Genomic DNA, 24023 nt, shown 5'->3' with positions numbered 1-24023 from the left:
CGGCGACGGAGGAGCCGGGCGCGACGTCATTGCCGCACCCACACCGTCACGTCGGTGGGCACCTGGCCGTCTTCCAGCTCGCCGCTGCTCAGCAGCACCTCACCAGCGGGTGCCTTCACCGGTTCGCGGCCGAGGTTCGTCACCACGGCGACGCTGCCGCCGGGGGTCTCGGTGACGAACGAGACGGTCTCGTCGCTCGCATCGTCGACCCAGCTCAGGTCACCGCGGCCCAGGCGCAGCTCCTTCCGCAGCCGCAGCGCCGCCCGGTACATCTCCAGCGTCGAGCCGGGGACGCCGCGCTGGCGGTCCACGGCGTAGCGGCGGTACGACTCCGGCTGGGGCAGCCACGTGGCCCCGGTCTTGTTGAACCCCATCGCGGGCTCGTCGGCGGCCCACGGGAGCGGCACGCGGCAGCCGTCGCGGCCGGCGACCTCGCCGTTGTGCCGGAAGAACGTGGGGTCCTGGCGGGCCTCGTCGGGCAGCGTCGTGTGCTCGGGCAGGCCCAGCTCCTCGCCCTGGTAGAGGTACGCGGACCCGGGCAGGGCGAGCATGAGCAGGGTGGCCGCGCGGCCACGGCGCAGACCGAGCGCCTCGTCCGGCTGCGGATCGGTGGCCTTGATCCCGTTGGGGCGGCGGCCGACCTGGGGCAGGGCGAGCCGGGTCGGGTGGCGCACCACGTCGTGGTTGGACAGCACCCACGTCGTGGGGGCGCCGACGGCGGCGGTGGCGGCCAGCGAGCGGGTGATCGACTCGCGCAGGTCCGCGGCGATCCAGTGGGTCTCGAGGAAGTCGAAGTTGAACGCCGTGTGCATCTCGTCCGGGCGGACGTAGTCGGCCAGCCGCTCGGGCGTCGGCGCCCACGATTCCGCGACCAGCACCCGCTCGCCGGGGTACTCGTCGAGCACCTGCCGCCAGGTGCGGTAGATCTCGTGCACCCCGTCCTGGTCCCACATCGGCGCGACGGTGCCGTCGAGCAGGCCGTGCTCGCCCGCCCAGTCCGGCAGACCCTCCGCCTTGACCAGGCCGTGCGCCACGTCGACGCGGAACCCGGCCACGCCGCGGTCGAGCCAGAACCGCAGGACGTCGAGGAACTCGGCCCGCACCTGCGGATTCGTCCAGTCCAGGTCGGGCTGCTTGACGTCGAACAGATGCAGGTACCACTGGCCGGGTCGGCCGTCCGGCTCGGTCACCCGGGTCCAGCCGGGGCCGCCGAACACGCTCCTCCAGTTGTTCGGCGGCTCGCTGCCGTCCGGGCCGCGCCCGTCGCGGAACAGGTAGCGCGCTCGTTCCGGGCTGCCCGGCCCGGCCGCGAGCGCCTCCCGGAACCACACGTGCTCGTCGGAGGTGTGGTTGGGCACCAGATCGACGATGACCCGCAGTCCGAGCCGGCCGGCCTCCGCGATGAGGGCGTCGGCGTCGGCCAAGGTGCCGAACAAGGGGTCGACGTCGCGGTAGTCGGCGACGTCGTAGCCGGCGTCGGCCATCGGCGAGGTGTAGAAGGGCGACAGCCACACGGCGTCGACCCCGAGGTCGGCGACGTGGCGCAGCCGGGAGGTGATCCCGGGAAGGTCACCGACGCCGTCGCCGTCGGCGTCGGCGAACGATCGCGGATAGATCTGGTAGATCACCGCGTCCCGCCACCAGGCGTCGGCGGTCCGGGCAGGGTTCTGGGTCTGCGTCACCCACCCATGCTGCGCCATCCGGCGGAACCGGTCGAACCGGCCCGCGGTGACCGGTCAGCTGGCGCGGCGCGCCCGCTGCTGGCCGGTCGCGTTGTCGAACCAGGTGACGGGCCCGGCGACGGGCAGCTCCACGACCGTGGCGGGGCGCTCCTCGTTCGGCTCCAGCGGCTCCTCCACGGGAGCGGGCGCCTGCGGTGCGACGCGGGGTCGCGGGCGCGGCCGCGGTGACGGGCGGCGGACCTGGCCGCCGTCCACCCACTCGTAGACCCGCTCGGGCGCGAGCACGACCGGGAAGGCGTCGGTGGGCTCGGTCTGCTCGGCGGGTGAGGTGGGCTCCACGGGCTGCTCGGTGCGGCCCTCGAGCGCCTCGGCGGGGACCTCGGCGGACGCGGCCGGTGCGGGCTCGACCTGTTCGTCCCCCAGTGCCTGCGGGACCCGGAAGAACTCCGTGGCCAGTGCGTGGCCGATCGGCGTGTCGTCGGGATCGAACTGGGGCACGGCGCTGACGATCGCCGCGGTGAAGCGTCCGAGTGGATCGCTGCCGAAGACCGCGTCGAACGCCGTCGTGTGAACGGACATGACCAAACCCCCTTGGCCTAGTGCTCGACACGCTGCCGATAACCAACCGTGACGAGAGTGTTGCACACCGTACTAGAACTAGGCCATTTAGGCGAACTGGGCGTGTCGTGCGCCCTCGACGTGAGCGCCGACACCGGATTGGCAACCGCCGTCCGGCGTAGCGTCGAGATCGTGCTCGCAATGCTTCGCATCCGTCTTCTGCGGTGGTGCTTGCGGCTGATCTTCGGACTCCCGCGGTGGGCGAAACGCCTGCTCGCGGGCCCGGTCATCCGCAGGGAGGGGCAGGTCCTCGATCTCGATCTGCAGCTGATGGGCCGGATCATGGCGCTCACCGACGGGCACCGGCCCAACGGCGTCAAAGAGGCCGTGGCGACCGGTTCGCTCACCGGCGAGCCGGAGGGGGAGAGCCTGCGGCTGGCCGCGCTCGCCGAGCAGCGTCGCCAGGCCGACCTGGCCGCGCAGGTGGCGGCCGAGCCCGGCCTCGAACACATCCGCACCCGCGACCTGCAGGTGCCTGGGGCCGAGGGGCCCCTGAACGCCCGGCTCTACGTGCCGCCGGGGGCCCCCATCGGCTCGGGGCTCGTCGTCTTCTACCACGGCGGCGGGTTCGTCTTCGGCAGCCTCGTCACCGCCGACCCGCTGTGCCGGCTGCTCGCCGCGCAGTCCGGAGTGCGGGTGCTGTCGATCGACTACCGGCTCGCGCCCGAGTTCCCCTACCCCGCGGCGCTGGACGATGCGATCGCGAGCTTCCGCTGGGCGGTCGCCGAGGCGACCTCGCTGGGCGCCGATCCCGAACTGGTCGCGGTCGGCGGCGACAGCGCAGGCGCCAACCTCGCGCTCGTCGTCGCGCACCAGGCGGTCGTCAACGGGGAGCGGCCGCCGGCGTCGGTGCTGGCGATGTACCCGGTGGTGGAGCCGGAGCGCACCGGCGGCTCCCGCGAGACGTACGGCAGTGGGTTCGGCCTCACCGCCGAGCTGATCGCCGACCTGGAGCGGCTCTACCTGCCCGACGGTGTGCCCGCCGACGACGTCCGCGGCGACCTGACCCGTGCCGAGAGCTTGGCCGGCATGCCGCCGGTGTACCTGTCCACCGCGGGCTTCGATCCGCTGCGCGACGAGGGTGAGGAGCTGGCCGCCCGACTGCGCGCCGAGGGGGTGCCGGTGGTCGCGCGCCGCTTCGCCGGGCTGGTCCACGGTTACGGGAGCTTCACCGCGATCAGCGCCGCCGCCCGGGACGCCACGCTGGACGCCGCGAGCGCGCTGCGGGCCTCCCTGTCGCTGGTGGCCAGCCAGCAGACCCGGACGGCCGCCGCGGGTTGAGCGCGAGCACGGGCACCGCGAGTCCCGCGCTCCGCCCGACGAGTCCTGCGTGCGGTAGCGCGAGTCCCGCGGTGTGGTCGCGCGAGTCCTGCGTGTGGTCGGCCGAGTTCTGCGTCCGGGCCGCGGGCCCGGCGGCCGGACCGCGGCTGCACCCGGGCGAAGCGCACCACTCGGCGGACCGCGCGCACGACTCGCGCGCCGAGGTGCGCGACTCGCCAGGCCGCTTGCGAGACTCGCGCGACCGCGTGCGACTCGCCACTGCGGCACCGCGCCTGTCCCATCCCGCGTCCCACGGGCCAGAATGACGGCATGGACCGCGGCGACATCTCCGTGACGCTGCCGTGGATGGGCGCAGGCACGGAGTTCGTGTGCCGCCTCGTCGACGCGCTCCCCGACGACGTCCTGCGCGGCCCGAGCGGTCTACCGGGCTGGTCGCGAGCACACGTCGTCGCGCACCTGGCGCGCAACGCGGAAGGGCTGTGCCGGCTCGCTCGGTGGGCCCGCACGGGCGAGGAGACGCCGATGTACTCCAGCCCGGAGGCGCGCAACGCCGACATCGAGCGATCGGCGACCTATCCGATCGCGCAGCTGCGCTCGGACCTGATCCGCACCGCCGACGAGCTGGACGCCACGTTCGCCGCGCTCGACCTCATCGCGTGGCGGGCGACCGTGCGCAACGCGCAGGGCCTGGACATCTCGGCCAGTGAGCTGCCGTGGCTGCGGGTGCGGGAGGTGTGGCTGCACGCGGTCGACCTCGACGCGGGCGCGCGCATGGAGGACATCCCGGACGCGGTCGTCGACGCGCTGCTCGACGACGTCACCCGCACGCTCTCGGCCAAGGACGACTGCCCGGCCGCGGAGCTGATCCCCACCGACCGCGACCGCACCTGGCCGCTGGGCCTCGGCGGCGGCACCGCCATCCACGGTACCGCGGCGGGCCTGCTCGGCTGGCTCACCGGCCGCACCAGCAGCGCTGCCCTGCTCGCGATGCAGGGCGAGGTGCCGAAGGTCCCGCGCTGGCTGTAGCTCCCTACGCGAGCGCGGCCGCCGCTTGCGCGGCCACCTCGAACATGCCCTGACGGGCCGCGGCCGCCGTCGTCCAGCCGCGGTGCTCCCACTCCTCGCCGGCGAGCGAGTCAGCGGACAGCAGCAGCTGCGCGAACGAGACACCCCGGTAGCGGGCGACCGCGATCAGCGCGGCGGCCTCCATCTCCACCACCGCGCATCCCATGGCGCGGCGGCGCTCGACCCGGCTGCGGGTCTCCCGATACACCGCGTCGGTGGTCCACGTGCGTGCTCGCAGATAGGGCACGCCCGCGGCGTCGAGGGTCGTGCAGAGGGCCGCCACGCCGGCCGGATCGGCGTCGACGACCGCACCCGCGGGCAGGTAGTGGAACGACGTCCCCTCGTCGCGCACTGCGCTCTCCACGACGACCGCGTGCCCGAGGACCAGCTCGGGCAGCAGCGCCCCCGCCCCGCCCACCGCGACGAACCGGCGCACGCCGAGGGCGATCAGGTCCTCCATGAACACCGCTGCGAGCGGCGCACCGACCCCGGGTTGCAGCACCGCGATCCGCCGCCCGCCGACCTCGATCTCGTGGACGGGGGTGCGTCCGCTCTCCAGCTTGAACGAGCAGATCAGCCGGGCCCCGTCCGCGGCCAGCCGCTTGATCACCTCGGGGAAGAAGCAGAGCACGGCGGTGTCGGGCATCGCGTCGACGCGCATCCGGCGCACGATCGCGTCGGGCTCGATCACGCCGGGTTCGGCGAGGTCGTCCTCGAGCAGCGGCAGATCCATACTCGGGATCCTGCCCGGCCGTGGAATGTTGCGTGCGCAACCACCGTTGGACGGGCCACACCGCGACGAGAGGGACCGATCCGATGCCACAACCAGAGGGAGCCGAGCTCGAGGCCGTGCGTGCTCGCCGCGAACAGCTGCGCCAGAAGTACCTGCGCCCCAAGGACCAGCGCCCGCCCACGACAGTGCGCGGCGTCCACCACATCGCACTCGTCTGCCGCGACGTCGAGGAGACGATCACCTTCTACCAGGACCTGCTCGGGTTCCCCCTCGTCGAGCTGGTCGAGAACCGGGACTACCGCGGCTCCAGCCACTTCTTCTTCGACATCGGCAACCGCAACCTGCTCGGGTTCTTCGACTTCCCCGGCCACGACCACCCCGACTTCATCGAGACGATCGGCGCCGTCCAGCACATCGCCCTGTCCACCACCCAGGAGAACTTCGACGCCGCCAAGAAGCGCCTGGAGGCGGCCGGCATCCCCTACATCGGCCCGGACCGCGGCATCGAGAACTCCATCTACATCCGCGACCCCAACGGCGTCGGGATCGAGTTCTACGTCCAGGAGCTGGGGGTGTTCGAAGGTGAGGTCCTCGTCTGATGGGAACCTGATCGCAGGTTCGCTCGTCGTCATCAGGCGAAGGACTCGACGGACGGGGTGATGCATGCGAGGCGGGGGACAGGGATACGGCGGACCACCACCGCGGCGTCCCCCGGCCCCGAGGGGCGGGCCCGGCTGGGCGCAGCAGCGGCCTCCGCAGCGCCCGCTGCCGAAGACCGTCGTCATGCCGCGCGGGGCGCAGAGCGCCTACCGCCCCGCGCCACCGCCCAGTGCCCGCCCACCGGTGCGCCGCCCGCCGCAGGGCCGGGTGCGGCGCCCGCAGTGGGGGCGGCGCATCCGCATGGCGCTCGTCACGCTGCTGGTGCTGGTGATCGCCGGTGGCATCTGGGTCGACGTGTCGCTGAGCCGCACCGACGCGTTGCCGTCCGACAGCAAGACCACCTCGCGCGGCACGAACTGGCTCATCGTCGGCTCCGACAGCCGTCAGCAGCTCACCCCGGAGGAGCGGAAGCGCTACGCGACCGGTGACGAGACGTCGCAGCTCACCGACACGATCATGATCCTGCACACCGGCAGCGGCCCGACCACGCTGGTGAGCATCCCGCGCGACTCGTTGTTGAACATCCCCGGCCACGGCGTGGCGAAGGTCAACTCCGCCTACGCGCGCGGCGGCGGTCCCGACGGCGGCGGGCCCGAGCTGCTGGTCAAGAGCATCGAGAACGCCACCGGGCTGCACATCGACCACTACGCCGAGATCGGCTTCCTCGGCGTCGTCAAGGTGGTCGACGCGGTCGGCGGCGTCGAGCTCGACGTCCCCGAGTCGATCAAGGACCCGAAGGCGGCCCTGGACATCAAGGCGGGGCGGCAGACCCTCGACGGACCCACCGCGCTCGGCTACGTGCGCACCCGGGCCACTGCGTCATCGGACTTCGGCCGGGTCGAGCGGCAGCGCGCCCTGCTGTCCGCCCTCCTCGACAAGGTGACCGGCCCGTCGACGCTGCTCAACCCGTTCCGCATCGTGCCGTTGGCGAGCCAGCTCTCCGGCGCGATCACCGTCGACAACGGCGACCACGTGTGGGACCTCGCCCGGCTCGCGTTCGCCATGCGCGGCCTCAGCGACGGCATCTCCACCACGGTGCCCGTCGCCGACGGGGCGGTGCACTGGGACAAGACCCGGGCGAAGGCGCTGTTCGCCGCGCTGGCCAACGACGAGGCGCCGCCGAAGAACGCGCTGGGTCCCTGATCGGCCCTGATCAGCTGCGGCGGGCCCGCCACCGCCGGACGTGCGGCTGCGCGAGCAGGACCAGACCGCTGAGCGTGAGCAGCGCCAGCGGGAAGAGCGGCACGTAGGACATCCACAGGAGCGGCTCGGCCTGCGCCAGCGCCACGCTCGTCGCGATCACGGAGAGCACGAACAGGCTCGCCAGCACGCGGTGCGCGCGGCGGTACCAGGCCGGTCGGGTGGGGACGGTGTGCGTGCCTGCGTTCATCCCTGCGTTCATCTCTGCGGTGTTCATGCAGGTCACGCTAGGGAGTCCAGCCCGGGTGAGGCTTCTTGATTCCTGACCGGTTCAGGCGCCCTTGCGCTGCTTGGCAGGCTCAGCGTCCTTCGCTGTGTCCCGTTCGGTGTCCTTCGCTGTGTCCTTCTTCCTCGAACGCGACTTCTTCGGTTTCTCCTCGGCAGCCGGCTCGGCCGGTTCGGCAGCGGGCTCGGCGGTCTTGCCCGCCTTCGCCCGGGCCGCCTCCACGCTGGCCTGCAGGGCGGAGAGCAGGTCGGTCATGCTGTCGCCCTCGTCGGGCGGACGCTCCACCGCCGGGGCCGGTCGCGTCTCGCCCGTGGTGCGCTTGCGCTCGATCAGCTCGGCCACTGCGTCGCGGTACTCGTCGTGGAACTGGCTCGGATCGAAGTCGGCGCCCAGGCTCTCGATCAGCGACGCCGCCATCGTCAGTTCCTGCGGCCGCAGCTCCACTTCGGTCTCGAGGATGTCGAAGTCCGGTTCGCGCACTTCATCGGGCCACAGCATCGTCTGCAGCACGATCGCCTTGCCGCGCACCCGCAGCACCGCGATGCTCTCCCGCTGCCGCAGCGCCACCTTCACCACGGCCATCCGCTCGGTGCGGACCAGCGCCTCGCGCAGCAGTGCGTACGGCTTGGCCGCCTTCGCCTCTGGCTCCAGGTAGTAGGACTTCTCGAACAGGAGCGGATCGATCTGGTCGGCCGGCACGAACTCGATGACATCGATCTCGTGCCCGGTCGCCGTGGGCAACGAGTCGAGGTCCTCGTCGGTGAGCATGATCAGCTCGCCGTCCTCGGTCTCGTAGCCCTTGACGATGTCGGCGTACTCGACCTCCTCGCCGTCGATCGAGCAGACGCGCTTGTACCTGATCCGCCCCCCGTCGGTGGCGTGGACCTGGTGGAACCGGATGTCGTGGCTCTGGGTGGCCGAGTACGCCTTGACGGGCACACTGACCAGCCCGAACGACACCGCTCCACTCCACATCGCGCGCATGTTTGCCAGCATGGCCGGGTGCAGCCCATGCTCGCCACCCCTGGCGCCCTCCCAGTGGGGCCGGACTGGCTCTACGAGGTCATGTGGGACGGCATCCGCGTGCTCGCCGAGGTGCGCACCGAGAACGGCAGCAGCGAGGTGCGGCTCACGACCACGGACCGCCGCGACATCACCCTGTACTTCCCAGAGCTCGCCGACCTCGCCCAGGCGGTGCCCGACATCGTGCTCGACGGCGAGATCGTGGTGATCGAGCGCGGCGTGCCCAGCCACGCGGCGCTGACCGGCCGACTGCTGGCGCCGGTCCCCCCGGCCGTGGCGGCCGCGCGGCCCGCCACGTTCATGGCGTCGGACGTGCTGCGGCTCTACGGCGTCGACCTGACCGGGCGCACGTTGGAGGAACGCCGCGCCACGCTGGAGCGGATCGACCTCGGCGCCGCGTCGGCGGTCGCGGTCTCCCCGGCCTACACCGACGGCGCCGCGCTGATGACCGCCACCGCCCAGCAGGGCATGGCCGGGGTGATCGCCAAGCGGAGGTCCGACCCGTACGAAGCGGGCGCGCGCAGCCCCGGCTGGGTCGCCGTCGCGCACCGGCGGACCACGACCTGCGTCGTCGGCGGCTGGGTGCCCGATCGCGGCAAGATCCGTGCGCTGCTCGTCGGCGTCCCCGACGGGGACGGCCTGAGGTACCTCGGTCGGGTGGAAACCGGCCTCGCCGTGGACGCCGTGCAGCACGCGATCGGACTGCGGCTCGTGTCCGCGTCGGCCTCGCCGTTCCGCGATCCGCTGCCGCGCGGCAGCGCCACCGGGGCCCGCTGGTGCACTCCGCTGCTGGTCATCGAGGTCGCGCACGACGGTGTGCGACCCGACGGCACCCTGCGCGGACCGGTCCTGCGGCGCATCCGGGACGACGTGCCCCCGGAGGGGGCGGGGAGTGCATGATGTGCCTCTCCACGCCGAGGAAGGGGGCGCCATGGATCTGAACGACCTCGCCGGCAAGGCCGGTGAGCTGCTCAACCAGCACGGCGACAAGGTCGAGGACGCCGTCGACAAGGTGGCCGAGATCGCCAAGGAGAAGTTCGGCCACGAGGAGCAGATCGACATGGCCGCGGACAAGCTCAAGGAGATGATCCCGGACGGCCCGGGCGCCGGCCAGGCCCCGTAGTCCGCGCACCGGTTCGGTGGTCCGCCAGTAGTTGATCCAGTAGTTCACACGCCCGGCGGTGTCCCTTCGCAGGTGGAGGGGTACCGCCGGATCCGGCGTGGGCTACCGTGACCGAGGTGACGACCATGCTGACCTGGCAGGCCGACGACGGGCACGGCCTCGAAGGCGCCCGGGTGCTGCTCGGGCCGGGCCATACGCTCCGTGCGTTGAGCCGGCTCGTCCGGGTCGGGGAGTACACCGCCTCGTACCGGCTCGTCGTCCGCGAGGACGGCACCCTCAACCGGGTCTCGATCACGACCGCCACCGCCGACAAGGAACGCCACCTGACGCTCAACCGGCCGGAGGAGGGCTTCTGGCTCCTCGACACCGGCTCGGGCGGCGCCCGGACCGATTTCGGCGGTGCCCTCGACGTCGATCTCGAGACCAGCCCGATGTTCAACACGCTGCCGATCCGGCGGCTCGGCCTGCACAAGGAGCCGGGCACCCACACCATCCCGATGGTGTGGGTGTCGCTGCCCGGCCTCGAGGTGGAGCTGGTCGAGCAGACCTACCGCACGGTCTCCGTCGACGAGGACGGCGCGGTGATCGAGTTCTCCTCGGCCGGGTTCAGCGCGGAGATCTCCGTCGACGCCGACGGGTTCGTCGTCTCCTACCCGGGTATCGCGCGCCGACTGGCGCCCACCCCGGCGTAGGCTGGCTACTCCGCCCAGCCGGTGATCATCGCGCCGCGCCGGCCGATCTCGCGCAGCCGTGCCATCGGCGTCCCTCGGCGCACCCGCAGCAGCTCGGGGTTGCGCGCTGCCGCCCACCGCTGCCGGGCCTCGTAGCCGGCCTCGACGGTCTTCGCGAGCCCGCCGGTCGAGGCGAGTGCGCCGCGCATGGCGCCGAGGCGGCCCAGTGCGGAGTCGACGGCGCCGAGCAGCGCGTCCCGGTTGCCCTCGCACATCGCCAGCACCAGCTCGGGCCGGGTGCCGGCGACCCGGGTCCCGTCGGCGAACGAGCCGGCGGCCAGGGCGAGCGCGAGCTCGTCGCCCTCCGCGCCGACGGCGGCCAGCACGGCGGCGAACAGGTGCGGGAGGTGCGAGATCCGCGCGACGGCGAGGTCGTGCTCGTCGCTCGCTGCGGGCACGACCCTGGCGCCGCACGCCCAGGCCAGCTCGGCGACGTCGGTCCACACCTCGGGATCGGCGCCGTCGTCGGCGGCGACGACCCACGCGGCGTCGGCGAACAGCTCGCCGTTGCCGGCGGCCCAGCCGGACTCCGCCGTGCCCGCCATCGGGTGCCCGCCCACGAACCGGGCGCGCGGCGCGTGCTCGGCCACGAGATCGGCGACGGCGACCTTCACGCTCACGGCGTCGGTGAGCCGGCAGGTGGGCGCGTGCTCGGCGACCTGCTTCAGCACCCCCGCGAGCGCGGGCAGCGGGACGGCCAGCACCACCAGCGCATCGACGTCGGCGGCGCGGCGCAGCGCGGCCGCGGTGTCGACCGTGACGTCGAACCCGTCGGCGGTCGCCTCGGCCGCGGTCCGCTCGGACGCGGCGGTGCCCCACACGGTCCGTCCAGCCTTCTCCGCGGCCCGCATGAGCGAACCCCCGATCAGCCCGGTCCCGATCACGCACACTGCTCGATCCGCCACGGTCGGCAACGGTACGCGGGTCAGCGGGCCGTGATCCGCGCGGCCACCTGCAGCACGGCGTGTTCGTCCACACGCACGCCCACGACCTGCACCCCCGCCGGCAGCCCTCCGTCGGAGACCGGGCCCGGCACCGACACCGCGGGCCACCCGGCCAGGTTGAACGGCAGCGTGAGCGCCAGCAGCGACGTCCCGACCACGTGCCCGTCCACCACCTCGGCACCGATCGGGGTGGCCCGCAGCTGGGTGGTCGGCAGCACCAGCACGTCGACGTCCGCGCACGCCCTGGCCAGCTCGGCGACGAGCCGACGGCGGGCGCGCTGCGCCGCGATGTAGGAGGTGGCCTTGAGGTCGGCGAACGGCGCGAGCCGGGCCCGCGTGGCGGGCTGGTAGTCGTCGGGGTGCGCGGCGAGCCAGCGGCGGTGCGTCGCGTACGCCTCCGACCCGACGATCGTCGTGTACGTGGCGGCCAGTTCCTCGATCATCGGTGTCCGCAGCCGCACGACCTGCGCCCCGTCGTCCCGCAGCTGCGCGACCGCGATCGCTGCCGCGTCCTCGAGCACCGGGTCGTACGCCCACCAGTACTCGTCGACGGGCACCCCGACCCGAAGCCGGCCGAGCGGCACCGGGCGCTCCCCGCTGAACACCTCCCACGCGAACGCGGCCGAGTCGACGTCCGGGGTGAGCAGGCCGACGTGGTCGCAGCTCTCCGACAGCGGGAACACCCCGTCGGTGGGCAGCGCGCCGAAGCGCGGCTTGAGCCCCACCACCCCGCACAGCGCGGCCGGGGTGCGCACGCTCGCGCCGGTGTCGGTGCCGAGCGCGAGCGGCAGGTACCCGGCGGCGACGGCGGCCGCCGAACCCGACGACGAGCCGCCGGTGATCCGCGTCGGGTCGTGCGGGTTGCGGGCCGGGCCGGTCGCTGCGACGTCGCCGGTCGGGCCGTAGGCGAACTCGTGCGTGTGCAGCTTCGCGACGACGATCGCGCCCGCCGCGCGCAGCTTCGCCACGACGGGTGCGTCGGCAGCCGCGGGCGGAGCGTCGGCCAGGACGGCCGAGCCGCAGCGGGTCGGCAGGCCCGCGACGTCGATGAGGTCCTTCACCCCGACCGGTACCCCGGACAGCGGCCCGGGCCGGGGACGGGCCGCCTCGGCGAGCGCGCGATCGGCGTCCAGCGCGACGACCGCGTTGAACGGATCGGCGGCGAGCCGCTCCAGCACCTCCTGGACGTGCGCCACCGGATCCAGCTCGCCGGAGGCCAGCCGGGCGGCGAGGGAACGCAGCACCTACGGCGCCCCCTGCAGCGCGAGCGCCGCGTAGAGCGCCACCCCGGACGGCAGCGCGGCCTCGTCGAACACCACGCGGTTGGAGTGGTTGGGCGCGACCGTCGCGAGATCCGCGCCGGGGTGCGCCCCGCCGAGGAACGTCATCGCGCCGGGCACCTCCGCGAGCACGTACGAGAAGTCCTCGGCGCCCATGATCGGGGTGCGCATCTCGGTGACCTTCTCCGGGCCCAGCACGCTCGCGGCGACTTCGCCGACCCGGTCGGCCGCCCCCGGATCGTTGACCGTGACGGGGTAGCCCGCGCTGATCGTGACCTCGGCCGTGCACCCGTGGGCGAGCGCGACGTGTGTGCACACCCGGGTGATCTCCTCGTGCATCTGCGTGCGGGCCGCGGCCGAGAACGTCCGCAGCGTGCCCTCCATGTGCGCGGTCTCGGGGATGATGTTGTTCGTCGTGCCGGCGGTGATGCGGGAGATCGTGAGCACCACCGGATCGTGGGTGTCGACGCGCCGGGTGACCGCCGTCTGCAGCGCCCCCACCATCGCCGCTGCGGCCGGGATCGGGTCGAGCGCGTCGTGCGGGGCCGACGCGTGCCCGCCGCGGCCGTTCACCACGACCGTCACCACGTCGGCGGCCGCCATGATCGGCCCGGGGCGGGTCTGCACCTCGCCGCAGGGCAGCGTCGCGGAGATGTGCAGCGCGTAGGCCGCGTCCGGGCGCCCGGCCGGCCCGTCGGGATCGATCAGGCCCTCCTCCAGCATGTGACGGGCGCCGTGGAAGCCCTCCTCGCCGGGCTGGAACATGAACAGGACCCGCCCGGCCAGCTCACTGCGCAGCGCGGCCAGCACCCGCGCCGCCGACGCCAGCATCGCCGTGTGCGTGTCGTGGCCGCACGCGTGCATCGCCCCGTCCACCCGGGAGGCGAACGGCAGGTCCGTGTCCTCGTGCAGCGGCAGCGCGTCCATGTCGCCGCGCAGCAGCACCGTCGGGCCGGGCCGGGCCCCGTCGAGCACCGCGACCACGGAGGAGACGCCGCTGCCCAGGTGCACGCGCAGCGGCAGGTCGGCCAGCTCCGCCACGACCGCGTCCCGGGTCCGCGGCAGGCTCAGTCCGATCTCCGGCTGGCGGTGCAGCGCCCGCCGCAGCGCGACCGTGCGCGGCTGCACCGCCTGCGCGGCGGCGAGGAGGTCGGGAAGCACCCGCTGATCCTGGCACCTCCAACAGGTGACGGGCAGGGCGACTTCCGGGTGTGGTTTGGGCCACAGGGCGTTTCGGGCTTACCGTATCCGTATGGCCGTGCAGAGCGTCTCGTCTCCCGCCGACGTGCGGGCGGAGGCCCTGCCCGGATTCGCCGTCGCCGCGATCCGGGAGGAGGGCCGCTGGCGCTGCGCGCGCATCGACGAGGAGTCGCTCGTCGATCTCGACACGGCCATCACCGAGCTGCGCTCGCTGCGCTCCACCGGGGCCGTGGTCGGGATGCTCGACGTCGACGACGAGTTCTTCGTCCTGCTGCGCCCGATCCCCGGCGGGGTCTCGCTGATGATCAGCGACGCGGCCGCCGCGCTCGACTACGACGTGGCCGCCGATGTCCTCGACCTGCTGCGCGTCGAGCTGCCGCCCGACGAGGAACTGCTCGACGATCCCTGGCCGGAGGGGGATCTCGCGATCCTCGCCGACCTGGGGCTGCCCGCCGACGAGCTCGCCGTGCTGGCCGCGGAGCTGGATCTCTACCCCGACGAGCAGCTGCTCGCCATCGCCCGCCGCTGCGGGTTCGGCGACGCGTTCGCCGAGGTCGTCTCCGCGCGTTGACCCGCTGGACCGCCGCTGACGAGGCGCTGATGCGGCGCGCGCTCGACGTGGCCGCGACCGCTCCGCGCACCGGTGACGTCCCGATCGGAGCGGTGATCGTCGACGCCGAGGGGCAGGAGCTGGCCGCGGCGTGCAACGCCCGTGAGGCCCTCGCCGACCCCACCGCGCACGCCGAGATCCTCGCGCTGCGCACCGCCGCTGCCGTGACGGGGGAGTGGCGGCTGGAGGGCGCCACCCTCGTCGTCACCGTCGAACCCTGCACGATGTGCGCCGGCGCCATCGGCCTGGCCCGGATCGCCCGGGTCGTGTTCGGGGCGTGGGAGCCCAAGACCGGCGCGGCCGGCTCGCTGTGGGACGTGCTGCGCGACCGGCGCCTGACCCACCGCCCCGAGGTGGTGGCCGGCGTCCTCGCCGACGAGGCCGCGGCCCTGATGGAGGGCTTCTTCGCCGGTCACCGGTAGGCGGCGGCCGCTCTCTGGCGTGCGCGGGTCCGCACGCCCGCGATCATGCAACGAACGGCACTCTCGTCCACTCCGGGTGGACCAGAGTGCCGTTCGTCGCGGCCGAGGGGGCGGAGCGCGGGCTCAGCCCAGCCGCCCCGCCGCGATGATCCGCGCGAGGAACTGCCGGGTCCGCTCCTCCCGCGGCTCGCCCAGCACCTGCTCCGGCGGCCCCTCCTCCAGCAGCACGCCGCCGTCGAGGAAGCAGACGCGGTCGGCGACCTGCTTGGCGAACCCCATCTCGTGCGTGGCCATGAGGATCGTGGCGCCGCTGCGGGCGACGTCCCGCACGATCGCGAGCACCTCGCCGACCAGCTCGGGATCGAGCGCCGAGGTGATCTCGTCGAGCAGCAGCAGCCGCGGCTGCACGGCCAGCGCGCGGGCGATCGCGACCCGCTGCTGCTGCCCGCCGGACAGCCGATCGGGGTGGGCGTCGGCCAGGTCGGCGAGCCCCACCCGGGACAGCAGCTCCAGCGCCCGCTCGTCGGCCGCCCCCGCTGCCAGCCCGTGCACCACCCGCGGCGCCAGCGCGACGTTCTCCAGCGCCGTCATGTGGGGGAACAGGTTGAACGCCTGGAAGACGATGGCCATCGACTTCTGTGCAGCCACCGCGCCGCCCGGGCGGTTGCGCCGGCGGCGGGTGGCGGCCCGCGGATCGGAGACGTCGACGCCGTCGAGCAGGATGCGGCCGTCGTCGATCTCCTCGAGCAGGTCGATGCAGCGCAGCAGCGTCGACTTGCCGGAACCGGAAGCCCCGATGAGCGCCACCACCTCGTGCTCGGCGACGGCGAGATCGATCCCGCGCAGCACCGGCCGCCCACCGTACTGCTTGACCAGGCCCTCGACCTGCAGCACCGGGGTCATCGGCCGCTCCTGCGCCGGTTCCCCCGCGCGGCGACGGCGTCCGCGATGCGGCCGGTCGGCACCGACAGCAGCACGAACAGCAGCGCCGCCACCACGTACGGGGTGAAGTTGAACGAGCGGGCCTGTTCGATCTGGGCGGCCCGGATCGCGTCGACGGCACCGAGCACGGAGATCAGGCCGACGTCCTTCTGCAGCGCCACGAAGTCGTTGAGCAGCGGCGGCAGCACGTTGCGCACGGCCTGCGGCAGGATCACCAGCCGCAGCGCCTGCCCGTGGGACAGCCCCAGCGAGCGCGCCGCCGCCCGCTGCGACGGGTGCACCGACTCGATGCCGGCGCGGAACACCTCGGCCACGTACGCGGAGTAGGTGAGGATCAGCGCGCAGGTGCCGAGCACCACCACGTCGTTGGGCACGCCCTGCAGCCGCAGCGCCGGCACCCCGTACCCGATCAGGTAGAGCGCGATCAGCACCGGGATGCCGCGGAACAGGTCGACGTAGGCGGTGGCCAGCGCGCGCACCGGGAAGAACACCGGACCGCGCAGGGTCCGCAGCACCGCGACGACCAGGCCGACGACGAGCACCCCGAGCTCGGCGACGACGAGCACGCGGATGTTCAGCCACAGCCCCTCCAGGACGGCGGGCAGCGACTCCCAGGCCCTGGCCGGGTCGAAGAACGTCGCCTGCACCCGGGGCCAGCCGGGCGCGCTCGTCACCGCCCACCACAGAGCGACCGCGAACACGAGCGTGGAGACGAACGCGACCGCCGTGGAGCGGCGGGCCCGCGAGCGCCGGAACGCCGCACGTTCGGCGGCCAGCGGGCTGAGCGGGACGTCCTTGATCAATCCCGCTCCCTCGGTAGGCACTCCCGGGTCACCGCAGCTCGGGGGCCGTTCCTGCGGACGCCAGCCACTGCTTCTCCAGCGCGGCCAGCGCGCCGGACGTGCGCAGTCGGTCGACCGCGGCCGACACGCAGCCGGTGAGCGGGCTGCCCTTGTGCAGCACCGCGCCGAACTGCTCCGGCGTGCCCGGCGATGCGGGCAGCTGCCCGACGATCTTGCCGTTCTCCAGCTCCGCGGACGTGATGTAGAAGGCGGTCGGCAGGTCGACGACGATGCCGTCGATCTGCCCGTTCTGCAGGGCCAGCTTGGCGTCGTCGTTGGTGCTGTACACAGCGGGTTTGGTGGTCGGCGCGATCTGCTCGTTGAGCGCGTCCAGGCTCGTCGTGCCGACCTGTGCGCCCAGCCGCGCCCGCTTGAGCTCCGCGATCGTCGTCGCGTCCGCGACGGGGCTGCCGGCGATCGTGATCACGGTCTGCTTGACGTCGTAGTAGGGCGAGGAGAAGTCGACGGCCGCGCGCCGCTCCTCGCTGATCGAGAACTGGTTGAGGTTGAAGTCGAACGACTTCGGCCCCGGCTGGATCGCCGCGTTGAACGGCACCCGCACCCAGCTGACCCGGTCCTTGCCGTAGCCGAGCTCGTTCGCGATCGCGTAGGCCAGCGCGCTCTCGAAGCCCTTGCCCGTGGTCGGGTCGTCGTCGGTGAACCACGGCTCGTACGCCGGTTGATCGGTCGCGATGGTGAGCACACCCGGGGTGAGGGTGGGCAGGTCCCCCTTCGGGCAGCCGGCGGCGGAGTCGGCGGGCTCGGGCTCCGGGACGGGGGCGCAGGCGGCGAGCGCGGTGCCGAGCACGGCGGCGAGGAGGGCGACGACGAGGCGGGCGCGGCGGTTCACCAGCGCATTCTGGCGCGTCCGCCCGGGCGGAGGAGCGTGAGGGGCCTCTTGTAGACTTGTTGGCGGTAGCGTGTCCGAGCGGCCGAAGGAGCGCGCCTCGAAAGCGCGTGATGTGCAAGCATCCGTGGGTTCAAATCCCACCGCTACCGCCACTGGACGCCGGGTCTCCGTGTGGGGCCCGGCGTTCTGGCGTTCGGTCACTGTGACGTGGGCGACATCGAAACCCGGGCCCGGTGGGCGGGCCTAGCGTTGGTGGGATGGACGGACCTGGGTTCCTGCGGCCTGCCGGCTGCCGACCGCCGAGCAACCGCTGCGGGTGGCGGAGTTCGACGAACTGTTCCGGTCGGCGGTCGCGATCGACCGGCCGGCACCGACCCGGCTGCGGCTGGTGCTGGCCGAATCGGGCGGTGTCGCCGAGCGGGCCCGGGAGCTGGCCGCCCGGGAGAGCAGCTGCTGCTCGTTCTTCGCCTTCGACGTGTCCGCAGCAGACGGCCGGGTCGTCGTCGACGCGCAGGTCCCGCCGGGGCACACGGTGGTGCTCGACGGCCTCGCCGCGCAGGCTGCGGCGGTGGCCGGCGGGTGGCTCTCGGGGCGCGATCAGCTCGCGCGACGGCGGCCGCGCGCGAAGTAGAGGACCGGCCCCACGAAGTTCACCAGGCAGATCAGCGCCCAGCGCAGCTTCGAGCCGTTGATCTCCGCCGGGTCGCGACGGGCGATGTCGACCAGCGCCGCGGCCAGGAGCCCGAACTGCACCCCGGCGACGACGACCGCCGCGGCGCGCTGCCGTCCCGTCATGTCGGCCCAGCGAACCTTGCGTGTCATGGGCCGATCCTCCCACCGCGTCGACGGGGCGGACGCCGCTGATCAGCCGAACGTGCCGGCCGGCGCAGAGCGGCCGGAGCGGTGCACGGCATCCGGCAGGACTTCGACCACCAGGCGGCCGAGGACCACCGCACCCGAGGACGATCCGGCCGCGACGCCGGCCGCACGCTGATCGACGCTGCGCCCCGGGGTGGGCGGAGGTCTGCCCCGCGATCACGTACCGGCGCGGCGGGTGAGCTCGGCCGTCCGCGCTCGAGCCAGCTCCGCCAGGCCGGCAGCACCAGCCGGGCGTACGCGGCGCACCCCGCTGCGCCCCGTCGCCCGTGGCCACCTCGGCCGTCCAGGCGGGATCGGCGGCCAACCCGTCGACGACGTCGACGAACGGGACCTCGAGCGCCGCGCAGGCGGCCGCGTGCCGGCGCGTGCGCGCGACGTGGTCGGCCTCGGCCACCGGCGGCGATCGACGACCAGCGTCGTCAGTCCGGCCCGGGCGGCGCCGACGAGGATCGTGCGCAGGTGCGTGACGCTCTCCGCGGCGCCGACGCGGCACGCGTCGCCGACCATCGCGGTGTCGTTGATCACGACCGTGGGCACCAGCCGTCGTCGCAGCCGGGTGCCCGGCGCGCGACCTCCCGCGCCCAGCGGGCCGCTACGTCGGCACCGGTGTCGCCGCGGACGCCGAGGTTGTCGACGGTCACGGGCTGCGGCCCGGCCGCGGCGACCCGGCCCACCCAGCCGAGGTGCGCCGGATCACCCACCCCGGGGACGTAGGAATCGCCGAGCACCGTCACCCGTACGCCCACGGGGACATCATCTCCGGTTTGATATCTCCGGTTTGATGGAACCGTGAACGTCCTGGCCGGTGCGATCAGGCTCCCCGACGGAACGCCGGTGCGCGGTCGGGGCCGGCGGGAACCGCTGCCCGGTGGCCCGCTCCCCGAGCTGGGCCTGTTCCTGGGCGATCCCGGCCCACACCCGCTGCCCGACTGGCCGGTGGAGCGGATCGACTGGCCCGACTTCCGGGTACCGCGCGACCTCGACGCCGCCGTCGCCTCGATCCGCACCGCGTACGAGGCCGCGCGGGCCGGCCACCGCGTCGAGATCACCTGCGGTGGCGGCACGGGACGGACGGGCACCGCGATCGCCTGCATGGCCGTGCTCGCCGGGCATCCCGCCACCGACGCGGTGGCGTGGACCCGGGCGGTCTACCGCCGCCGCGCCGTCGAGACGCCGTTCCAGCGCCGCTGGGTGCTGCGGTTCGCGAAGGCCGTCGGCGCAGCTCCCTCGTCTCCGTAGGCTCCCGGCCGTGGACGTCGTCCGATCGGTCGCGCTGTTCGTGCTGGCCGCGCTCGCCGAGATCGGCGGCGCCTGGCTGGTGTGGCAGGGCGTGCGGGAGCACCGCGGGCTGCTGTGGATCGGCGCCGGGATCGTGGCGCTCGGCCTCTACGGCTTCGCCGCCACCCTGCAGCCGGACCCGAACTTCGGCCGCATCCTCGCCGCGTACGGCGGGGTGTTCGTGGCCGGCTCGCTGCTGTGGGGGATCGTCGTCGACGGCTTCGAGCCCGACCGGTTCGACTACATCGGCGCGCTGATCTGCCTCATCGGCGTCGCCGTGATCATGTACGCGCCCCGCGGCTGACGTGTGACGTGTGAGGTCGATCATGACTGACGTTCGGCGGGTGGTCCGCGGCGCTGGTGCAGCCAGTCGGCCGAGGATGCGCACGCGTCCGCCGGACGGGCTGCGCCGGCCGAGCGTCGCCGCCCGGGGAACCGGTCAGTGCCCGGCTGAGAGCACTCGGGCGGCCTCCCGCTCGGCCGCGGTGTTGAGCACGCCCGCACGGGACCCCGCCAGCTTGGCCGCGATGTGCTCGGCGACGGTGACGTCGGTGTAGAGGCGGGGATGCTCGTCGTCGACGAACGCGTCGAGGGGTCCGACGACGGCCTCGGCGTCGCCGTCGAAGAAGTACGCCGCCGAGCGCCGCCGCCGGATCGTGCCGCCCACGACGGGCGGCTTCACCCGGTGCAGCGTGGAGAGCCACTGCTCGTTGGTGAGCCGGGTGGTCAGGTCGCCGAGGTTGATCAGCAGCGCCCCGTCGACCGGGCTGACGTCGTGCCAGCGCTCGCGGTGCAGCACCTGCAGGCCCTTCTCCTGGTCGGCCCACAGGACCGTGACGATGCCGAAGTCGGTGTGCTCGCCCATGCCGGTGAGGTCCTCGCCGACCTCGACGCGGGTGCCCTCGGGCAGGGCGTAGTCGTTCATCCGCAGGACCTCGATCGGATGGGTGGCGAGGCCCGCGATCGTGCCGCGGGCCAGGCCGAGGGCGTCCTCGAAGATCGTGACCATCGTGCGGGCGACCCGCCCGGCCTCGGCCCGCCAGGCGTTCACCCGCTCGCGGAACCCGGGCACGTCGGGCCAGGTGTTCTCGGCGTAGTGGTGCGCCAGCAGGTCCACGCCCGGGTGGTCGGAGACCGCGGTGCCGACGTTGAACGCCTCGAAGAAGTCCTTCATCCGCGCCGCGGACGCGACGCCGGCGCTCAGCGCGAGGTCTTCGCTCTCGGGCGGGGTGTAGCCGCGGTTCTCCGCCGCTGGCCGGCGCCACCGCAGCTTGGTCTCGAGGGGCAGCGCGAAGAACGCGTCCATCGCCTCCGTGAGGCCCGTGACCCGCTCCGGCGGGATCCCGTGGCCGAGGACCTGGATGAACTCGACCTCACGGCAGGCGGCGTCCACGGCGGTGGCGACGGCCGCGCGCTCCTCAGCGGTGCCGCCGCGGGTGTAGGGGCTGATGTCGACGACGGGGACCTGGAACGTGGTCACGACGGCTCCTTCGGTGCAGACGGTGGTGCGCCCGGAGGTGTCCGCTCTCCCGGCCAGGAGCTGGCCGTGCTTCGTTGAACTCGGGCCGTGGCGACCGTACGCGCCGGAGGTTTCCGCGTGGTTTCGGCTCGGCGAGGGCCGACCAGCAGAGCCTGCGCCGACCGGGTGAACCTGGCGGGCTGGTCGAGAGGAGCCGACGGGCGGTGCCGCGATCCGCGGCACCCCGCCCGACCTGGCGGAGGATAGGGGATTCGAACCCCTGAGGGATTGCTCCCAACACGCTTTCCAAGCGTGCGCCCTAGGCCACTAGGCGAATCCTCCGCGGATGAGCATAGCCGGGTGCCTCGCGCGGCTTGCGACCCCACTACACTGAACCCCGGACCCCGCGCGGCGTCCATCCTGTGAACTCCCCCAGGGCCGGAAGGCAGCAAGGGTCAGCGGGCTCTGGCGGGTGCGCGGGGTCCCCTCACGTCCGGGGCCGATCCCACGGTCAGGTGTTCCTACCCCGATAGCGACTGACGGCCGTACACCCCGACTGCGTACCCTCCGGGGCCGTGGCCACAACTGAGCAGCGCGTCGACGTCCTCCGCGGGCTGACCGCGGCGGAGGTGGCGCAGCGGGTCGCCGCGGGGCAGACGAACGACGTACCCGCGCGCACCAGCCGCACCGTCGGCGAGATCGTCCGGGCCAACGTCCTGACCCGCTTCAACGCGATCGTCGGCGTCCTGTTCGCGATCATCCTCGTCGTCGGTGACATCCGCGACGGCCTGTTCGGCTTCGTCATCATCATCAACACGCTGATCGGCATCGTGCAGGAGCTGCGGGCCAAGCGGACCCTGGAGCGCCTGGCGATCGTCGGTGAGGCCCGCCCGCGGGTGCGCCGCGACGGCGAGGTGGTGGAGCTCGCCCCCAGCGGCGTCGTGCTCGACGACATCATCGACCTCGGCCCCGGCGACAAGATCGTCGTCGACGGGGTGGTGGTCGCCGCCGACGGCCTGGAGGTCGACGAATCGCTGCTCACCGGCGAGTCCGACCCGGTGCACAAGCAGGTCGGCGACCAGCTGCTCTCCGGCAGCTTCGTCACCGTCGGCACCGGCGCCCAGCGGGCCACGAAGGTCGGCCGCGAGGCCTACGCCGCGCAGCTGGCGGAGGAGGCCAGCCGGTTCACGTTGGTGAACTCCGAGCTGCGCAACGGCATCAACACGATCCTCAAGGTCATCCAGTACCTGCTGATCCCGGCCGCGATCCTGATCATCTGGAGCCAGATCCGCACCCAGGGGTCGGACATCAGGGAAGCCCTGGTCGGCATGGTCGCTGCGCTCGTGCCGATGGTGCCCGAGGGGCTGGTGCTGCTCACGAGCATCGCGTTCGCGGTCGGCGTCGTGCGGCTCGGCCGCCGCCAGTGCCTGGTGCAGGAGCTGCCCGCGATCGAGGGCCTCGCCCGCGTCGACGTGGTGTGCGCCGACAAGACCGGCACGCTCACCGAGAACGGCATGCGGCTGGCCGAGGTGCGCCCGTTCGGCGGCCACGACGAGGCGCAGCTGCGCTGTGTGCTCGGCGCCCTGTGCGCGGCCGATCCGCGGCCCAACGCCAGCCTCGCTGCCGTCGGGGAACGCTGCCCCGACCCGGGCTGGACGGTCACCGCGACCGTGCCGTTCTCCTCGGCGCGCAAGTGGAGCGGCGCGAGCTTCACCTCGCCCGACGGCCCGCAGCACTGGATCCTCGGCGCCCCCGACGTGCTGCTCCCCGACGACACCCCGGAGCGGCTGGCCGCCGAGGAGGCGGGCGCGGGCGGTCTGCGCGTGCTGCTCTTGGTGCGGGTCGCGGCCACCGTCGACCCCGCCATCGACCTGACCACCGCCGTCCCGGCCGCGCTCGTGGTGCTGGAGCAGCGGATCCGTCCCGAGGCGGCCGGCACGCTGGCCTTCTTCGCCGAGCAGGACGTCGAGGTCAAGGTGATCTCGGGTGACAACGCGCGCTCGGTCGGCGCGGTCGCGCAGTCGCTGCGCCTGCCGCGCGCCGACGCCCCCGTCGACGCCCGCAAGCTGCCCGCCGAGCGGGACGGGCTGGCCGACGCGCTGGAGAACGGCACGGTGTTCGGCCGCGTCACGCCCTCGCAGAAGCGCGACATGGTCGGAGCGCTGCAGGCACGCGGGCACACCGTCGCGATGACCGGCGACGGCGTCAACGACGTGCTCGCGCTCAAGGACGCCGACATCGGCGTGGCCATGGGCTCGGGCAGCCCGGCCACCCGCGCGGTGGCGCAGATCGTGCTGCTGGACAACTCGTTCGCGACGCTGCCGCACGTCGTCGCCGAGGGCCGGCGGGTCATCGGCAACATCGAGCGGGTCGCGAACCTGTTCCTCACCAAGACCGTCTACTCGGTGTTCCTGGCGATCGCGATCGGGCTCATCGCCGTGCCGTTCCCGTTCCTGCCGCGGCACCTGACGCTGATCGGCTCGCTCACCATCGGCATCCCGGCGTTCTTCCTGGCGCTCGCGCCCAACCACGAGCGGGCCCGCACCGGGTTCGTGCGCCGGGTGCTGCGGCTGGCCGTGCCGTCCGGGCTGGTCGCGGGCGCGGCCACGGTGACCACCTACCTGCTCGCCAGGGCCGACACCACGGCCACCCCGATCCAGCAGAGCACCGCTGCCGTCGTGACGCTCTACCTGGTGGCGGTGTGGGTGCTCGCGGTCGTGGCGCGCCCGTACGCCTGGTGGAAGATCGTGATGATCTGCGCCTCGATCGGCGCGTTCACCTGGGCGGCGACCGTGCCCCTGTTCTTCGGGCGCGACTTCTGGCAGCTCGACACCGGCCACGTCCCCACGGTGACGACCGCGCTCGTCGTGGCGGTGGTCGCGGCCGCGCTCGTCGAGGTGGCGTACTACCTCGTCGACCGCGGCGTCGGTCGTGGGGCCGACCGCGGGCTCGTCCGCAGGTAGCCGCGGGTGGGC

Annotated in this window: 27 protein-coding genes, 2 tRNA genes and 1 other RNA gene; 15 read left to right on the top strand and 15 right to left on the bottom strand. The window is 73.4% G+C overall.

Going from position 1 to position 24023, the window contains the following annotated elements; translation table 11 throughout:
• Positions 1-26: 26 nt before the first annotated feature.
• Both BUE41_RS10115 and BUE41_RS10110 read right to left on the bottom strand, forming a co-directional pair.
• Positions 27-1682: a glycoside hydrolase family 13 protein gene (locus tag BUE41_RS10115; protein ID WP_234997137.1), complete on the bottom strand. Its 1656-nt coding sequence runs from the start codon at positions 1680-1682 to the stop codon at positions 27-29.
• Positions 1683-1736: 54 nt separating this feature from the next.
• Positions 1737-2261, bottom strand: coding sequence for a hypothetical protein (locus BUE41_RS10110; RefSeq protein WP_073456764.1), 525 nt, complete (start codon positions 2259-2261; stop codon positions 1737-1739).
• A 180-nt stretch (positions 2262-2441) separates the two neighbouring features.
• On the opposite strand from BUE41_RS10110, the gene BUE41_RS10105 reads away from it, so the two are divergent.
• Together BUE41_RS10105 and BUE41_RS10100 are read left to right on the top strand one after the other, a co-directional pair.
• Positions 2442-3581: an alpha/beta hydrolase gene (locus tag BUE41_RS10105; RefSeq protein ID WP_073456763.1), complete on the top strand. Its 1140-nt coding sequence runs from the start codon at positions 2442-2444 to the stop codon at positions 3579-3581.
• Positions 3582-3890: 309 nt separating this feature from the next.
• Entirely contained in the window at positions 3891-4607 is a 717-nt protein-coding gene (locus BUE41_RS10100; RefSeq protein ID WP_084754691.1) for a maleylpyruvate isomerase family mycothiol-dependent enzyme, read from the top strand.
• Positions 4608-4611: 4 nt separating this feature from the next.
• Here BUE41_RS10100 and BUE41_RS10095 read toward each other — a convergent pair whose 3' ends face one another.
• Entirely contained in the window at positions 4612-5379 is a 768-nt protein-coding gene (locus BUE41_RS10095; protein WP_200803838.1) for a nucleoside phosphorylase, read from the bottom strand.
• Positions 5380-5462: 83 nt separating this feature from the next.
• Between BUE41_RS10095 and BUE41_RS10090 the strand changes: the two genes are divergently transcribed.
• Both BUE41_RS10090 and BUE41_RS10085 read left to right on the top strand, forming a co-directional pair.
• Positions 5463-5978 (top strand): VOC family protein, encoded by a 516-nt coding sequence (locus tag BUE41_RS10090; protein WP_073456762.1) that lies wholly within the window; start codon positions 5463-5465, stop codon positions 5976-5978.
• A 184-nt stretch (positions 5979-6162) separates the two neighbouring features.
• Entirely contained in the window at positions 6163-7182 is a 1020-nt protein-coding gene (locus BUE41_RS10085) for an LCP family protein (RefSeq protein ID WP_084754689.1), read from the top strand.
• Between the two features lie 10 nt (positions 7183-7192).
• Here the strand turns inward: BUE41_RS10085 and BUE41_RS10080 are convergent, their stop codons facing one another.
• Both BUE41_RS10080 and ku read right to left on the bottom strand, forming a co-directional pair.
• Positions 7193-7456: a hypothetical protein gene (locus tag BUE41_RS10080; RefSeq protein ID WP_234997135.1), complete on the bottom strand. Its 264-nt coding sequence runs from the start codon at positions 7454-7456 to the stop codon at positions 7193-7195.
• Positions 7457-7510: 54 nt separating this feature from the next.
• A complete protein-coding gene (gene ku / locus BUE41_RS10075; protein ID WP_073456760.1) occupies positions 7511-8449 on the bottom strand; it encodes a non-homologous end joining protein Ku in 939 nt (312 codons plus the stop codon).
• A 27-nt stretch (positions 8450-8476) separates the two neighbouring features.
• Here ku and BUE41_RS10070 point away from each other — a divergent pair, with 27 nt between their 5' ends.
• From BUE41_RS10070 to BUE41_RS10060, 3 genes are all read left to right on the top strand, one after another.
• Positions 8477-9388, top strand: a complete 912-nt coding sequence (locus tag BUE41_RS10070; protein WP_200803837.1) for an ATP-dependent DNA ligase — start codon at positions 8477-8479, stop codon at positions 9386-9388.
• Between the two features lie 31 nt (positions 9389-9419).
• Positions 9420-9611, top strand: coding sequence for an antitoxin (locus tag BUE41_RS10065; RefSeq protein ID WP_073456758.1), 192 nt, complete (start codon positions 9420-9422; stop codon positions 9609-9611).
• A 125-nt stretch (positions 9612-9736) separates the two neighbouring features.
• Entirely contained in the window at positions 9737-10303 is a 567-nt protein-coding gene (locus BUE41_RS10060; protein ID WP_073456862.1) for a putative glycolipid-binding domain-containing protein, read from the top strand.
• Between the two features lie 5 nt (positions 10304-10308).
• Here the strand turns inward: BUE41_RS10060 and BUE41_RS10055 are convergent, their stop codons facing one another.
• The 3 genes from BUE41_RS10055 to BUE41_RS10045 are packed head-to-tail and all read right to left on the bottom strand — an operon-like array spanning position 10309 to position 13727.
• Positions 10309-11247, bottom strand: coding sequence for a prephenate dehydrogenase (locus tag BUE41_RS10055; protein ID WP_073456757.1), 939 nt, complete (start codon positions 11245-11247; stop codon positions 10309-10311).
• Positions 11248-11267: 20 nt separating this feature from the next.
• Complete coding sequence (locus BUE41_RS10050; RefSeq protein WP_073456756.1) at positions 11268-12530, bottom strand: amidase; 1263 nt, start codon at positions 12528-12530, stop codon at positions 11268-11270.
• Entirely contained in the window at positions 12531-13727 is a 1197-nt protein-coding gene (locus BUE41_RS10045; protein WP_234997133.1) for a M20 metallopeptidase family protein, read from the bottom strand.
• A gap of 91 nt (positions 13728-13818) precedes the next feature.
• Between BUE41_RS10045 and BUE41_RS10040 the strand changes: the two genes are divergently transcribed.
• Together BUE41_RS10040 and BUE41_RS10035 are read left to right on the top strand one after the other, a co-directional pair.
• Positions 13819-14337, top strand: a complete 519-nt coding sequence (locus tag BUE41_RS10040) for a tRNA adenosine deaminase-associated protein (RefSeq protein ID WP_073456754.1) — start codon at positions 13819-13821, stop codon at positions 14335-14337.
• Entirely contained in the window at positions 14334-14798 is a 465-nt protein-coding gene (locus BUE41_RS10035; protein ID WP_327194753.1) for a nucleoside deaminase, read from the top strand. Before BUE41_RS10040 ends, BUE41_RS10035 begins: the two co-directional genes overlap by 4 nt.
• 123 nt (positions 14799-14921) lie before the next feature.
• On the opposite strand, the gene BUE41_RS10030 is transcribed toward BUE41_RS10035, so the two are convergent.
• Genes BUE41_RS10030 through BUE41_RS10020 form a run of 3 tightly spaced genes read right to left on the bottom strand, consistent with a single transcriptional unit; the run spans position 14922 to position 17432 of the window.
• The gene (locus BUE41_RS10030; RefSeq protein WP_073456753.1) at positions 14922-15701 is read right to left on the bottom strand and encodes an amino acid ABC transporter ATP-binding protein; all 780 of its coding nucleotides are present in this window, start codon (positions 15699-15701) and stop codon (positions 14922-14924) included.
• Entirely contained in the window at positions 15698-16543 is an 846-nt protein-coding gene (locus BUE41_RS10025) for an amino acid ABC transporter permease (protein ID WP_073456752.1), read from the bottom strand. The genes BUE41_RS10030 and BUE41_RS10025 overlap by 4 nt, the downstream gene beginning before the upstream one ends.
• Before the next feature lie 28 nt (positions 16544-16571).
• Positions 16572-17432: an ABC transporter substrate-binding protein gene (locus BUE41_RS10020; protein ID WP_234997131.1), complete on the bottom strand. Its 861-nt coding sequence runs from the start codon at positions 17430-17432 to the stop codon at positions 16572-16574.
• Positions 17433-17496: 64 nt separating this feature from the next.
• On the opposite strand from BUE41_RS10020, the gene BUE41_RS10015 reads away from it, so the two are divergent.
• Together BUE41_RS10015 and BUE41_RS10010 are read left to right on the top strand one after the other, a co-directional pair.
• Positions 17497-17584: transfer RNA gene (locus BUE41_RS10015), tRNA-Ser, on the top strand.
• Positions 17585-17748: 164 nt separating this feature from the next.
• Positions 17749-18063: a hypothetical protein gene (locus BUE41_RS10010; protein WP_200803836.1), complete on the top strand. Its 315-nt coding sequence runs from the start codon at positions 17749-17751 to the stop codon at positions 18061-18063.
• Here the strand turns inward: BUE41_RS10010 and BUE41_RS10005 are convergent.
• Positions 18030-18254, bottom strand: coding sequence for a PLD nuclease N-terminal domain-containing protein (locus BUE41_RS10005; RefSeq protein ID WP_073456749.1), 225 nt, complete (start codon positions 18252-18254; stop codon positions 18030-18032). The genes BUE41_RS10010 and BUE41_RS10005 overlap by 34 nt on opposite strands.
• Before the next feature lie 578 nt (positions 18255-18832).
• Positions 18833-19057: an SGNH/GDSL hydrolase family protein gene (locus BUE41_RS09995; RefSeq protein WP_143172074.1), complete on the bottom strand. Its 225-nt coding sequence runs from the start codon at positions 19055-19057 to the stop codon at positions 18833-18835.
• Positions 19058-19100: 43 nt separating this feature from the next.
• Here BUE41_RS09995 and BUE41_RS09990 point away from each other — a divergent pair, with 43 nt between their 5' ends.
• On the top strand, positions 19101-19550 hold the full coding sequence (locus BUE41_RS09990) for a phosphatase domain-containing protein (protein ID WP_073456746.1): 450 nt from the start codon (positions 19101-19103) through the stop codon (positions 19548-19550).
• Between the two features lie 10 nt (positions 19551-19560).
• On the top strand, positions 19561-19893 hold the full coding sequence (locus BUE41_RS09985; RefSeq protein ID WP_073456745.1) for a YnfA family protein: 333 nt from the start codon (positions 19561-19563) through the stop codon (positions 19891-19893).
• Positions 19894-20028: 135 nt separating this feature from the next.
• Here the strand turns inward: BUE41_RS09985 and BUE41_RS09980 are convergent, their stop codons facing one another.
• Together BUE41_RS09980 and BUE41_RS09975 are read right to left on the bottom strand one after the other, a co-directional pair.
• Positions 20029-21069 (bottom strand): isopenicillin N synthase family dioxygenase, encoded by a 1041-nt coding sequence (locus tag BUE41_RS09980; protein ID WP_073456744.1) that lies wholly within the window; start codon positions 21067-21069, stop codon positions 20029-20031.
• A 233-nt stretch (positions 21070-21302) separates the two neighbouring features.
• Positions 21303-21390: transfer RNA gene (locus BUE41_RS09975), tRNA-Ser, on the bottom strand.
• 54 nt (positions 21391-21444) lie between these two features.
• Between BUE41_RS09975 and ffs the strand changes: the two genes are divergently transcribed.
• Together ffs and BUE41_RS09965 are read left to right on the top strand one after the other, a co-directional pair.
• Positions 21445-21539: signal recognition particle sRNA small type (ffs, locus tag BUE41_RS09970), an RNA gene on the top strand.
• An 84-nt stretch (positions 21540-21623) separates the two neighbouring features.
• Positions 21624-24011 (top strand): cation-translocating P-type ATPase, encoded by a 2388-nt coding sequence (locus BUE41_RS09965; RefSeq protein WP_073456743.1) that lies wholly within the window; start codon positions 21624-21626, stop codon positions 24009-24011.
• Positions 24012-24023: the final 12 nt, after the last annotated feature.

Origin of the sequence: Pseudonocardia thermophila, from assembly GCF_900142365.1 — a bacterium.
In the GTDB taxonomy this organism is placed as follows: Bacteria; Actinomycetota; Actinomycetes; order Mycobacteriales; family Pseudonocardiaceae; genus Pseudonocardia; species Pseudonocardia thermophila.
Note: the sequence above shows the minus strand (reverse complement) of the source record. Positions and strands in the feature narration are given on the sequence as shown.